Annotated in this window: 11 protein-coding genes; 5 read left to right on the top strand and 6 right to left on the bottom strand. The window is 55.8% G+C overall.

Annotation, left to right across the window (positions count from 1 at the left end; all coding sequences use genetic code 11):
* Positions 1 to 228: 228 nt before the first annotated feature.
* The 3 genes from ACYX34_RS18150 to ACYX34_RS18160 are packed head-to-tail and all read left to right on the top strand — an operon-like array spanning position 229 to position 2683.
* Entirely contained in the window at positions 229 to 840 is a 612-nt protein-coding gene (locus ACYX34_RS18150) for a hypothetical protein (protein WP_462077991.1), read from the top strand.
* A gap of 9 nt (positions 841 to 849) precedes the next feature.
* On the top strand, positions 850 to 1920 hold the full coding sequence (locus ACYX34_RS18155; RefSeq protein WP_462077992.1) for a substrate-binding periplasmic protein: 1071 nt from the start codon (positions 850 to 852) through the stop codon (positions 1918 to 1920).
* 16 nt (positions 1921 to 1936) lie between these two features.
* Positions 1937 to 2683, top strand: coding sequence for a Tll0287-like domain-containing protein (locus ACYX34_RS18160; protein ID WP_462077993.1), 747 nt, complete (start codon positions 1937 to 1939; stop codon positions 2681 to 2683).
* A 64-nt stretch (positions 2684 to 2747) separates the two neighbouring features.
* Here the strand turns inward: ACYX34_RS18160 and ACYX34_RS18165 are convergent, their stop codons facing one another.
* On the bottom strand, positions 2748 to 3017 hold the full coding sequence (locus tag ACYX34_RS18165) for a YtxH domain-containing protein (protein ID WP_462077994.1): 270 nt from the start codon (positions 3015 to 3017) through the stop codon (positions 2748 to 2750).
* A gap of 445 nt (positions 3018 to 3462) precedes the next feature.
* Here ACYX34_RS18165 and lgt point away from each other — a divergent pair, with 445 nt between their 5' ends.
* The gene (gene lgt / locus ACYX34_RS18170) at positions 3463 to 4278 is read left to right on the top strand and encodes a prolipoprotein diacylglyceryl transferase (protein ID WP_462077995.1); all 816 of its coding nucleotides are present in this window, start codon (positions 3463 to 3465) and stop codon (positions 4276 to 4278) included.
* A 68-nt stretch (positions 4279 to 4346) separates the two neighbouring features.
* Here the strand turns inward: lgt and ACYX34_RS18175 are convergent, their stop codons facing one another.
* The 5 genes from ACYX34_RS18175 to ACYX34_RS18195 form a co-directional block, all read right to left on the bottom strand.
* On the bottom strand, positions 4347 to 4706 hold the full coding sequence (locus tag ACYX34_RS18175) for a metallopeptidase family protein (protein ID WP_462077996.1): 360 nt from the start codon (positions 4704 to 4706) through the stop codon (positions 4347 to 4349).
* A 35-nt stretch (positions 4707 to 4741) separates the two neighbouring features.
* Entirely contained in the window at positions 4742 to 8089 is a 3348-nt protein-coding gene (locus ACYX34_RS18180) for a UvrD-helicase domain-containing protein (protein WP_462077997.1), read from the bottom strand.
* Positions 8082 to 11273 carry a PD-(D/E)XK nuclease family protein gene (locus ACYX34_RS18185; protein WP_462077998.1) on the bottom strand — a complete coding sequence of 1064 codons (3192 nt, stop codon included), beginning with the start codon at positions 11271 to 11273 and terminating at the stop codon, positions 8082 to 8084. The genes ACYX34_RS18180 and ACYX34_RS18185 overlap by 8 nt, the downstream gene beginning before the upstream one ends.
* A gap of 99 nt (positions 11274 to 11372) precedes the next feature.
* Complete coding sequence (locus ACYX34_RS18190; RefSeq protein WP_462077999.1) at positions 11373 to 11531, bottom strand: hypothetical protein; 159 nt, start codon at positions 11529 to 11531, stop codon at positions 11373 to 11375.
* Positions 11532 to 11538: 7 nt separating this feature from the next.
* A complete protein-coding gene (locus ACYX34_RS18195; RefSeq protein ID WP_462078000.1) occupies positions 11539 to 11805 on the bottom strand; it encodes a glutaredoxin family protein in 267 nt (88 codons plus the stop codon).
* Positions 11806 to 12104: 299 nt separating this feature from the next.
* Between ACYX34_RS18195 and ACYX34_RS18200 the strand changes: the two genes are divergently transcribed.
* On the top strand, positions 12105 to 13012 hold a 908-nt coding region (locus ACYX34_RS18200), incomplete at its 3' end, for an endonuclease/exonuclease/phosphatase family protein (protein ID WP_462078001.1).

Raw genomic sequence — 13012 nt, forward strand, 5'->3', positions numbered from 1 at the left:
TCCCTTGCGTCTGCCTATTCCGCCACTCCGGCGAAGGGCGGATTTTAGCATAGCCACGAGGCTGCCCACAGCCACTTTCTCGTTAGCCTTCATGCAAGCCCCTCACCCACTCCGATACCCCAGAACCCCGAAATCGGCATAAGCCCTCAACAAACCATAGTGAGGTAGAGTAGAATGTAAGTGATGAGCGGTGCAACCGTCAGGAAACGAGGGGACTGAGCGGAGGTGATGCGGTTGAGCACATCGGTCTCCCTCTTGTTTGCCGGTCTGCTCCTGCTCAGCCTGGCACTACCACCGACAGCAGCCGGCCAAGAAGCCGTGCTCGATGTGCTCCCCCTCCGCCCCTTTAACTTTGATATCTCCTTCAACCAACGGACCTTTGCACCTCAGGCCAGGGTCATCGCGGCGCAGGTCGGGATCACTGCTCTTCGGTATGGGCCACTTGAAATGAGAACCGTCTATCAATACTACAGTCACCACACTCCGACGTTCATAACCGACCAGCACTCGCTGTTCCTCAACCCCCGCTGGAATAACTTCATTGATGTCCTGGATTTCCCTCGCGCCAGACCGATCAACCGCATCATCCGACATGTGCTGTTCGGACCGCTCGAGGATCGAGCAGTCCCCTACGTCGGCACACTAATTGGTGGCACTCTCCCTGGACGGAGCCAAGGTTCACCTGGCTATCTGTACGGAGGTCAAATAGGCGTGCGATTCCCGGTTGCTCGTGGATTTTCGGTCGATATGGGACTCCAATACACTCGGTTTGAGATTGATTTTAAAGGCAAGTCTGATCTCTCCCAGCAATGGCTGTTTACAATCGGGATTCGTCTGTAATTATCCCCTATGCAATGGATTAATCCCAAAGGACGATCCCTCAGATCGCTGCACAATGGGAATCTCAGCTATTGGCGGTATCCTCTCCTGCTGGGATTGGTCCCTCTCCTCCTACAAGGCTGCGGACTGCTCTACGATGCCGCAAGCATGATCCAGCCATTGAACCGAGATGAACTCTCTGCGATCTGTGTGCGTGGGAAAGTGCGCATCGGTATTTCGGTTGAACCATTTCGCCCATTTGTCTTTCCTGCAGTCTACACGGACCAGGGCATTCGGGTGACTGGCTTGGATATCGAACTGATCCGAGACGTCGCCGACGCACTCACCTCTCATTGCGGCAGCTCAACACCTATCGTTCCGACCTTGCATCTCACCAGATTTCCTGATCTCTTCATCAAGATGAACGAAGGACAACTCGATCTCTTCGTCTCATCCGTCAGCGGAACCGTTCCCGGAACAAAGCCGACCGGCTTGTGGTTTTCCGCCCCATATCTTCGTGACGATGGGGTGGGGGCCATCTCCCAAGGATCTGAAGTGGCAGAACGCCTGTCGACACAATTTCGAAAACAGAACGGACAGTGGGATACGCTCGCAGCCGTTCAGGAAGGATTTGCCGGTCTGACCGTCGCAGTTCAGAAAGGACGATCGGCTCACCTGTATGCCAAAGCCAATCTCAACAAGATTCGTTTGGTGGTCTGTGATTCACTTCCCGCCGCAATCGAAATGAAAGACCCGCATATCGATGTCATCCTTTCTGACTATTCCATCATCAGGTATGTGACGAAGCGGGTCTGGCACGACTGGCAGCCCTTGTCACGAATCGACGGTGCCCCCCTGATGTTGACAACTGGTGACCTTTCCTTTGTGACGAGCGAAGAACACAGACATCTACAATGGTTTTTGAACAATCTAGTCTTTCGGTTGGAGGAATCCGGACGCCTTCAACAGATGCGCAAACGATGGATCGAGGAGGAATATGCCCCCACTCGACGCGCAACCACAGAGGGATTGCCGCTGGAAATCACGCAGGTTCCCGAGCATTATGACCAAGGCCAGTGCCGTCTGTCGGATGAACGATGAGGACATGGAAGGTACGATGACTCTGCTTCTAAAGGTAGCCCTCCTCTGCAGTATGCTGTTCGTCCTCTTCGTCCCCCGTCAGGGCTGGTCGCAGCCCACCAAAGAGGAAACAGAACAAGCGGCCGAGTTGCTGGCGGCGTTGCTCAATGCCGGGCGTGTCGTCATCGAGCACAATCAATTGTTGATCAACGACCCACGGAAAGGCGACAAGGGATTCACGCCGGAAGTCTTCGAGCATCAAGTCGTCGACGAGTTTCGCCGGCAAGCTCATATTGACTTGAGACATACTTCCACAGCCGTACCTTCACGTACAAAGGAGCTGCTGACGTTGCTACTGTCGGCGAGTACGGAGGTCGTATCGGATGCCCAATTCGTAATCAACCAGAGGGGAATCGGGTACAAGAACTTTATCCCTGCCACGTTCGGCAGCCAAGCCGCACGGAGGTTTTCCTCACGCTCGTACGTCACGATCAAACAGACGACCCTCGTCCCAAGAAATCCCAAGAATGCACCCGATGCTTATGAAGAAAGAGTGCTGACCAGGCTATCCAGGCAACCAGGGTCGAGCCAGCCGATCGTTGAGTGGATCGAAGAAGAAAAGGCCCTCAGGGCTCTGACACCAATCTACTATTCAGCGGATTGCCTCACTTGCCACGGCAGTCCGAAAGGAATCCTGGATATTTCCGGCTACCCACGAGAAGGGGCTCGGGCGGGGGAGTTGGCAGGGGCGATCAGCATCCACATTCCCCTGGACCATCGGTAGCAGGCAGCCGGCACCGACGGAGGAAGGCGCCAGGCCGAGCTGCTACCGATGGTCACCGGGGTCATCAGTTCATCATCGCCAGGAGTTGTGGCCGCTCCTCCTCACAATTTTTCTCTTTTTCCGGCTTACGGTTCAGTACTTCTTCCACGCCTGACTTGACGGCCCGTCCCCATCGATTGGTCTGTGCCTGTGCCTTTCGGGCATAGCGACTGATCGTTCGACGGGTTTCAGCACCGGTCTGTGGAGCAAAGAGGAGCCCCAACCCTGCTCCGATGACCGCCCCACCAGCGACGAATGCAGCTACCTTGGCGACTTGCTTCTGCTGCTCCGACATGATGAACCTCCTCATGATGGTGAATGAGCCGGAAGATCGCTTCGCACCCCGTTCCCTTACACGAATTATCAGCATGCTCCGTGCCAGGGCCTGACTCGACGTCGAGAAGCAGATTTCATTGAAAAATCGCGGGGAGCGTTTTTTGTCAATGAGGAATGACTAATTTTTGGTCTCCTTTTCTCAACAAATCTGAGCACAGCCGTCTCAGAAATCCAACAGGTGTCTCGTGCCTCTCCCTGTTTGACGGCCATGGAAGCCGACTTGCCGGCCATTGAACGTTAAAACTTCCTCATTGTCGATGCGCTTGCATTGGCACGTAAGCCTCCGTATTATCCACGGGCAAGTCTTGCCTAGCTGCCTCAGGGTCTGGCACGTGACTGATGGTTCGTGTTCCTATATAAGAGGAAGGCACGCTCTCGTAACGGACGGTCTTGGAAAAAGATTGATGGGTCCCCCAGCCGCGCTCCCTTATCCCAATATTGATCCAGTCATTGTCGCCCTTGGCCCTGTTCAGCTTCGTTGGTATGGGCTGATGTACCTGATCGGCCTCACGACCGCGTATTTTCTCATTCAACGGAAGGTGGCCCGAAAAGAATTGCCGATCCGACCGGACCAGGTCTACGACATGGTCGTCTACGCCGCCTTCGGCGTGTTTCTTGGGGGGCGAATCGGCTATACGCTCTTCTATAACTTTTCGTACTACAGCCAAAATCCACTGAAACTCCTCGCCGTCTGGGAAGGAGGAATGTCCTTTCACGGCGGACTTTTGGGAACAATCATTGCCTTGATCTGGTTCAGCCAAAAACAGGGGATTCCCGCTTACACCGTCGCGGACCTCGCGGCCTGCGTCACACCGATCGGCTTGGGATGTGGACGAATTGGGAATTTTATCAACGGTGAGCTCTTCGGCCGGGCAACCGATGCGGCCTGGTGCATGGTCTTTCCAGGGGGAGGGCCTGCCTGCCGCCATCCCTCCCAGTTGTATGAGGCCACGCTGGAAGGATTGACACTGTTCACGGTGCTCTGGTGGATCGACCGCCGCCCAACCCCACCCGGTACCCTCTTCTGGACCTTCATTACCGGGTATGGCACCAGCCGACTCATCGTCGAACTGTTCCGTGAACCGGACCAGCATCTAGGGTTTATTTTCGGCCCAATTACGATGGGCCAGATTCTTTCAATACCGATGGTGCTGGTCGGAGCCCTCATGCTGATCTTGGGCTACTACAAGGCTTCACCTACCTACTCACCCACAAAGTAGTTTCGAGTTGCGAGTCTTGAGTAGCGGGTTTGTGGCTCGAAACTCGTGACTAGAAACCCGAAACCATTTCAGTACGGCATATCATCATCGTCCAGCCCCACATGATGTCCCAGTTCGTGCACGACGGTGTCATACACTTCTTGCACCACTTCCTCTGGGCTCTCACAGAGCCTGAGAATCGGCCCACGATAGATTGAGATTTGTGGAGGCAACTCTCCTCCTGGCGTGAAAAATGAATCAGCTGTCAGTGACCGGCCTTGATAGAGCCCGAGCAAGTCCTCTTCGTCCTCAAGCTCCAGATCCTCAAGCACCTCTTTAGATGGTTCCTCTTCAACCACAACTGCGATCGACTCCATCAGCTTGGCATAGGGAGGAGGCAAATCGGCAATGGCTTGCTGAACGAGTTTCGCAAATGCTTCGGAAGACATGTGTCCAGGCATTCCCATGGTCAACATCTCAGCCTTTACAACTCAACAGCCATCGCACAGCGTAGGAATAAACAATGAAATCGTGGCGGTTGCTTCAGACGTTGTCGTACCGCGGTCTTATAGACTTCGCCCTGAGTTCGGTACTGCTCAGCGCGAACCGTTACCTGATCAGATGAAACGACATCGGTCTTATAGTCGGCAATCCAGAGTTCTCCGTCATGCCGATAGAGCACATCTATCACTCCTTCCATGACCTGCCGGTCTCCCCAGGGCATGGTGAACGGCACTTCACGGCCGAGAATCTGCGATGACCGAAGCCTATCGTAGAGCGGCGACCCGCCGAATGTGGTGAATAGTTCGCGAAGTGAATCCGTAACAGCCGCGAGCAGGGGCTGGTCTTCCGGTTGGAGTATCATCTGAAGGACTGGCTTGATCTGATCCAGCAATCCACTCGGCAGTGACGAGAAGTCCCAGCGCTCAAGAATCCGGTGAGCGGCAATCCCCGTCAATCGCCCCACCTCACGGGGCTGACCGTTCTGAGTGGGAAGAGGCTTACGTGGCTTTTCTTGTCGAACCAATCCGGTCGGTGTCACATGCCATGGGATTTCTCCGACAGCCATCCACCGTTCTTTCCGCTGCCCCCACCGTCGAGCAATCGAAGGCACATCGATCGAGATAGCCTGGCTGTCACCCATCAATGGCCGGCGCTGCCAGGTCCGCTCCGGTGCATGGACCACGCGATGGGGAATCGCGCTCGCTCCGATGGCCAGCTGCTGAGTAGCGACCTCGCCAACCTGCCCTGTCCCAATCTGCTCCAGCCACTCAAACGTAGTCTCCCCCATCGAACGAGCAACTTTCCCGCCGGATAACACTAACAGCTCCTTGGCCCTCGTCATCCCGACATAGAACACGCGGCGGCGTTCGGCCTCCTCCCGTACTGAAAATTTTTCCTGAGCCAACACCGCCCCAATCGTTCGATGGCTTCCGAGCGACAAGCCATACATCCCACTCGACCAATCGTGAGCCACATGCGGCACCGTCCGATCCCGTCCCGTTCCCTGGTGCAATCCCGGCAGGACCACAATGGGAAACTCCAGTCCCTTGGCCTTATGGATCGTCAGAATCTGCACCGCATCGGCGGACTCTTCAGCCAATGGACTCTCTGCTTCTTCCGGTTGTTCCTCCGATCGTTCCACCATCAGCTCGATAAAGGCACTCAACGTCATCGTGGGCCGGTCAGACAAGGCAGCGGCTGTCTGCTTCACTTTCAGGAGATTTGCGACTGCCTGTTCACCGTGCAGTGAGGCCGCAGCAGCTTCCAAGAGAGGAAGCCGATCAAAGATCAATTGAATCGCGTCAGCAAGCGGAACAGCGGGGACGGCCTGACGGAGCCAAGCCAACTGCTCATAGAGACGGCGAATCGCTGCCGCTCGTGGATGATCGAACGAATCCAGCCTTGGCCATGCCACATAGTCCAGATGGGAGGCTTCATGAAAATCGAACACTTCCCGATCCGTCAACCCACCAAGTGGAGAGCGCAGGATCCCGGTCATGGCAATGCGATCATGCGGATGGTCGAGCACACGCAGGACATTGACCAAATCGATCACTTCCTGTCGGCGGTAAAAGTGCTTCTCCCCTTCAATCACATAGGGAATATTGTGCCGACGCAGGGCATCGAGGTAGGCATCGGCCTGGGTGAGCTTTCGGAAGAGCAACGCTACCTGGCCTGCCACCGCATTGGGCCGCGAGAGGATCTCCTCCTTTAACCACCGTGCCAGCACTTCTCCTTCGGCTCGCACAGCAAGATCTGCATCAAACGATTGATTCACATCTGCCGGAGTCGTCACCAAGAGCTGAACACCGGCTTCCATCGTTGACGGACGCCGCTGTGGGCGCACTTCAAGCCTAACATTGGCCGGCTGCACCAGAGGGTGCCGGACGAAGAGCCTGTCGAAGATGTCGTTGACTGGGTCCAGCACGGCTGCAGCACTGCGAAAGTTGGTCGTGAGGGTCTGGATGACCCCACCTCCCTGGATGATCTTGTCGACCACACGATCGAATGCTTCAATATCCGCGCGGCGAAACGCATAGATGGATTGTTTCGGATCACCGACGATGAACAATTTCCCCGGGTCCAGTCTCATGTCCTGCCAGGCGGTCTCATGACGGCCGAGCTGCTCCGACACCGCAAGAATGACTTCATACTGAATCGGGTCTGTATCCTGGAACTCGTCGACCAGCACCGCCCGATACTCCCGCTTGATCCCTTCCCGAACTCTTGGGTGCTCGTGAAGTAGGACCTTCGCCCTTGCCAGAAGGCCGTCGAACGACAACCACCCTTTATCCACGAATGAAGAGCGGATCGACTCCAGCAGAGGCCCAAGCAGCTCTAACAGATCATCGAACAACGCATGGTCCACATCGAGGAGGGACTGGCTGGCTTGAATGAGTCGCTTGGCCTCTTGGAACGCGGCCTCGTCCCAATCCTTGACCTTACTCCCCAAGTCCTTGCGGAGCCACTCACGAGTCGAACCATCCAATCCTTGGAGCGCAGATGGGCCCTCATTCACTACCCGTGTCAACAACAACACACTTGCCCCAAGCATTTCTTCGATCTTTCGTCGCTTAGGGCGATCATACGACTTGAGTAACCGTTGCCCCTTCTCAGCAAGCCCTCGGACCCACTGACGCACACTTGGACTCACAGTGTTCTGGTCAAGCTGTTGTTGCAGAACTTTGAGGTCGACCAGTTCGCTACAGAGTGCGTCAGCGAGGATCCTGACCTCTTCAAGCGTCGCCACATGCAACACCCGACGCCACCGATCATGGTTCAGACCCTGACGCCCTAGTTCCTGATCGATCCAGATATCCCAGACTTGCGCGAAATGCTCTTCGAATCGTGAGCCATCGTCCTCTTGAAAATCCGGATCGACGCCGCTCTCCAGGGGATGCAGTCGCAGCAGATGCGCGGCAAAACTATGCAACGTCCCGATTTGAGCCTTCTCGATATCGACCAGACCGGCACGGGCACGAACCGCAATCTCATCCCTGGTGAGCCCATACCGTTCCTGTAGTTCCTGAGCCGACACCGCCCCGCTATCGTGCGCTCTCGCCACATCAGTCCTGGGATCAGCCAGCCATGTCAGCCGTTCCCGCAACCGCACCTTCATTTCCATCGCTGCTTTGTTGGTAAACGTGAGGGCAACGACCTGGGTGATGGGTACGGGACGAGGCTCTTTCATCACCAGATGCACAAGACGATTGACCAAGAGTGTCGTCTTGCCGGTTCCGGCTCCCGCAATCACGACCACATTTCGATCAAACGTTGTTTCAGCCGCTTCTCGAGCAGCATGATCCGGAATCTCGTTGCGGTTACTCATCCTGCACCTTCATCGTGCGCAAGGATCGGAGATCTTTGGACTCCGTCGCTCGATACGACCGCCACCAGCTCAACTGATGTTCACGACGACAGGCCACCCGGTACTCACAAGTCTGGCAATAGGTGCCGGGCAGAATAAAAAACTGACCGGTTTTGAGCCCGGTCACCAGCCGTTCAATCGAGTCTTGGAGTAATGCGCCAGCATTTCCAGACCAATCCCGTTTCATGAATACTGAGTGATCGATTGGTCTCGGCCAGTGTGGAGCCAGGAAGAGCAGTTGAACTTCCTCCGTCGTTCCTAGCTCGGCAAGGTCCAGACGCGCATAGAACGGCGGTTGCAATCGCCCCCCCCGAACCGCCGACTGACGGAGATTTCGGTCTTCCGTCTTCATGACGCTGCCGGTCTTGTATTTATAATCGATGATGCGCAGAGCGCCACCGTCCCGATGTCGGTCTAGACGGTCGAGCCGGCCTTGAATCTTCAATTCGACTGATTCGTCCTCCACCACCAGCGACAACGTGCCAGTCGCCTCCTGTTCGAAGGCAATCGGCTGATACGGCAGCTCAGCGTAGGCCGCTTGATCGAATGAAATCGTGGCGATCACTAAGGCCACAGCTTGTTCCTTGGCCAATTCCCACAAGAGAAACAGTCCAGGCGGATGCGCCCGCTCGCAGTCTCCTGCCGCCTTTGCCACGGCTTCTTCAGCTGATCGGCGAATGGTCTCCTGAGCCAGACCAGTGGCTGGCCAGCCCTTTTCAATAAACGATTCATAGCAGTGCCGAAGCGCCGAGTGGATCAGGATCCCAAGCGCTAACGCATCCGGTTCTTTCCTGCGTACGAATCGAACGGGCTCAAGATGGAGCACGTCCGTCCCGAAGTATTGAAAGGGGCAGCGCGCATACCGTTCAAGCGGGGTCGGAGCCATCCCACGCCGCATGACGCGAGCCCAGTGAGAGAGAAGCGGACCAGTTTGACCATCGAATGGCGTAAGCGACGGGACATCCTGTTCGATCCCGGCCACTGCCGTTACTGCATGACGGCACAACTCGGCATCATGCCCCCTGGCCTGCAAGAACGAAGCTGGGTCTTGTCCCTGCAGCACCATCCACCTGACGAGCTCGGCGGGTGAAAGATACTGGCGTATGGCAGGCCGGTAGGTCACTCGATCCGTGAGACGACGTGGGACCGTTTCAACGGGACAATCACTCTGATTAAGCCGCCTAGTCCCCGACTCGACGTAGGGCGAAACGACGGATACACGCCCATTTTCATCAGCCCGTTGATAGGAGAGATACAGCCGCTGGGTGGCAGCCTGGCAGAGCAGGGTGAACAACAACGTCTCCTCATCGTAGCCGGCCAACTTTTCGTCGATCTTAAATCCAAGGGTGGTGTCGAGGACGACTCGATGACGATCCCGCAGAAACGGATCCTCGCGAATAGAGCGGGGAAAGTGTTTTTCGTTCAGCCCAAGGACAAACAGCGCCCGAAAGGGAATCCCGCGTGCCGTCATGGCATCGAGCACCACCACTCCCTGATTGGGAACAGAACTGATCGGCACTGAGGCACGCTCCAAGGCATGCTGCAGCAGCTCAACAAATTCTGCCCAACTCAGTTCTTCTCCCAAGACATCGAGCGCTCGCACCTTGTCCCAGGTCTGTTCGATAACCTGCCATATCGAATCACATCGCGTCTCATTAGGGCTTTCCTTCCCGGGATTCGCTTCCTCCCGTCGAGACAGATGGCGAGAGACCAGCTGTTCAAGCGCATCCACGAGCTCTCGGGCCGTACCTCGCGCGGGCACCGCTTCACAGGATTGGAACAATTTTTCGACGACCTGCCAGCACAGAGTCGCCACTTCCGGTGCCACATCCAGAGCGCCTCCCTGAATCTCCTCATCCCCTTCATCTTGCAGCGTCAGCACGGACCGGCTCGCCTGCTTCACCCGCTCCCATTCATCACGGCCATGAGTGATACGCAGAGCGGAGACCATGGCCTTCCATTGTTCAGGTCGATAGTGCGGGCTCCCCTCCATGAGCTTTGACGATCGATACAGCGGTGAGGTAATGACGTCCAAAACCATCGTGGCGTAGAAATCGTTGATCGGCAAAGAGGCCAGTTGTAACAGAAGCTTGCAGAGCGGCTCGTGGATCAGTGGAGTGCTTCCATTCGTCACGAAGGGAATACAATGCCGATCAAAGACGTCCCGCAGCATCCCCCCATAGGGATCTAAGGTCCTGGCCACGACCCCGATTTCATCAAATTGATATCCGTTCGTCTCGACGAGATCGAGGATCTGGCGACAGATGGAAGACAATTCTTCTTCCGCTCCGATGACGCTGGAGATCGACAAGGTCACAGGGCCGGCACCGACAGCCTCACCCGGTTGCGGCAACGTCGCACGTGCGTTGGGACCTGCACCCAGTGGGCTGATATGCCGATCGAAGAAACGTTGCGCAAACTTGTAAGAGGTGTCTTCCTCCAGCGGGAAGAAGAGTGTGGTCTGCACTGTTGCACGTACTGTCTCAAGCAGCGAGAGTTGCACTTGCGTGAGGTCATAAAATCCGTAATAGAACAGGTGTGTGAGCGACGCCAGGAAGGGAGACGACGGAACAAACGGGATCAGGGATTCAGTGAAATCATCAGCCGTCCCCACCGCAAGTGTCTTGCCGACCTCCTCCACAGCCGCATACAGCGCAAAGAGGGCTTGGAGCTGATCAGGTTCATCTTGACCAAAATACTCTTCTGCGACACCTTGGATCGCTGCAATCGGATCAACCCCGGCGTCCTTCAGGTCACGAATGGTTGACCAGAGGGCCGCCCATGTCCCGGAGGCATGTCCGATCTGTTGAAGGGGTGCCAAGCCAGAGGGCCGATTTCTTGTGAGGTAGCGGACAAGCTGCTCGAAAAACAGATCGTCAACAACACGAATTCTCGTCGTCCCATCCTGACTGTGGATTTCATCCGCAAGGCGAAGGGCGAATTGATGAAAGGTGAGGAAATGGACATTGAGGAGAGTACTCTGTCGCTCACGACTGAGCAGACATTTGAGTCGATCAAGCAGCGTTTTCGATGGGACAAGAATCGCAACAGGGGCAAAGAGGTCGTCTGTCTGTGCGTGATGGAGTTGATCGACGAGAGCTGATTCAAGTGAGGGATGGAATCGCCCGGTGACAACGCGGAGCATTCAGCGTGTACTTCGTGAGACGTGAAGCGTGAATCGTGCAAACATCTGCATGGTCTGCATCCTCATAGAATTGCGCTTCACGAACGGCGAACGACAGGCTTAGCCGGTCTCTGGACCCAAGAGCTCTCCGTTACAATCGACGCAGGCCCAATCGCCGTCGATGAAGGACATTGGATCACCACAGATCGGACAGTCCGGCGGAGGCCCCTTGGCAATGAGTGGGAGAAGATCCGGGAGCTCGATATCGTCTTCGTCCATGACTCCCCTATCCTTCCCGTTGTTTGATTTTCAATTGAATGGCCTTTTCTGCACTCTCGCGGCTCGGTACCCCGACGAAGGTCAGCTTCCCGTCGATAATTGTCGCGGGCACGGCCCGCACAGAATGACGATCAGCCAATTCCTGTCCGTCCTTAGTGGTGATATCCACTTCACGATAAGAAAAACTGTACTTGACCCGGAGCTGCTTCCAGAGGCTCTTCGCAGAAGGACAGGCTCCACAACTGGGTGAGACCAGCAAAGTAATGTTTGCCATACTCCAAACAGAAAATAAGTTGCGGTTACGCAAAGGTCAAGCCGAATGAAGCTAGACCTCAACCTTTCTTGGTCGAATCTTAGCACCCGCTCAAAAGTCGGTGCAAGGACGGTCCAATATCGATTTCTGGAAATTCGTTCGTGGTGGGCCCTTCTAATTGGCTCATAACAGGTCCTTCGATCAACTCAGAACAGGCTTGTTGAGGCACTTTCTCGAGAGATTGGGATTACCTTTCAGGTAGTCGCAAGCCAGCTCTGGCCGCTGGAAAGCTTAATGAAATCGGCGTATGGTACTGGGGGATGTTTCGCCACTTCTTCCATATCTTTCTCTGGCTTACCGCCATACTTGGACTCTTCCATTCACCGGCACTGGCCGAACCAGTCCAAGATGCCCAGTCTCGATTGCGCGTACTCACCTACAACCTGCTGCACGATGGGGGATGGTCTGGATTTTTCGAGAGCGGCACGCACCTCGAAGAGCGGTTGGAGATGACTATTCAAGAATTGAGGCGGTTACAGCCAGACATTATCGCACTACAAGAGGCCTCAGATAGCAGGAAGCATGGCAACGTCCCGCAACGGATTGCTGAGGCGCTCGGGTATCAGATGGTGTTCGAACCTGCCACCCAACACATCTCTGGGATCGGTCTCTTGGATCGTCTGATCACCTCAGCCATCGGCTTCAAGGAAGGACCGGCTATCTTGAGTCGATATCCGATCGCTGCCTCGGAGGTCTACGATCTGCCTCGTTGCCAACGTAAATTGGATCCCCGCATTCTCTTGCGGGCTGAGATCACCGCGCCGGATGGACCAGTACAGGTCTTTTCCGCCCATACTGCCAAGGGGGATGACTGCCAGCTCCAGCGAGTCGGCGAGTTGTTTCGTGAACATCAAGGAACGGGACGCGCCATCCTCATGGGTGACTTGAATACGGGGGAGCAATCCCCGGTCCTCCTTGGATGGCAAAAAGACCCGGGCCTCATCGACGTCTTCCGGGCTGCCAATCCAGGTGTCTCCGGCGGAACCGTCTGGCAAAACATCTACGTCGATTGGCCCACCACCGATCGCCGCGTCGATTTTATTTTCGTCCTGGACGAAGGCGCTGGAACCAGTCCTGTGGTGCACTCAAGCACGCTGGCATTTGACCAACCTGGCCACCTTCCAAACGGTGACGCCCTCTGGCCATCCGACCACCGCGGCGTGGTGGC

The organism is Nitrospira sp. CMX1 (genome assembly GCF_054902215.1).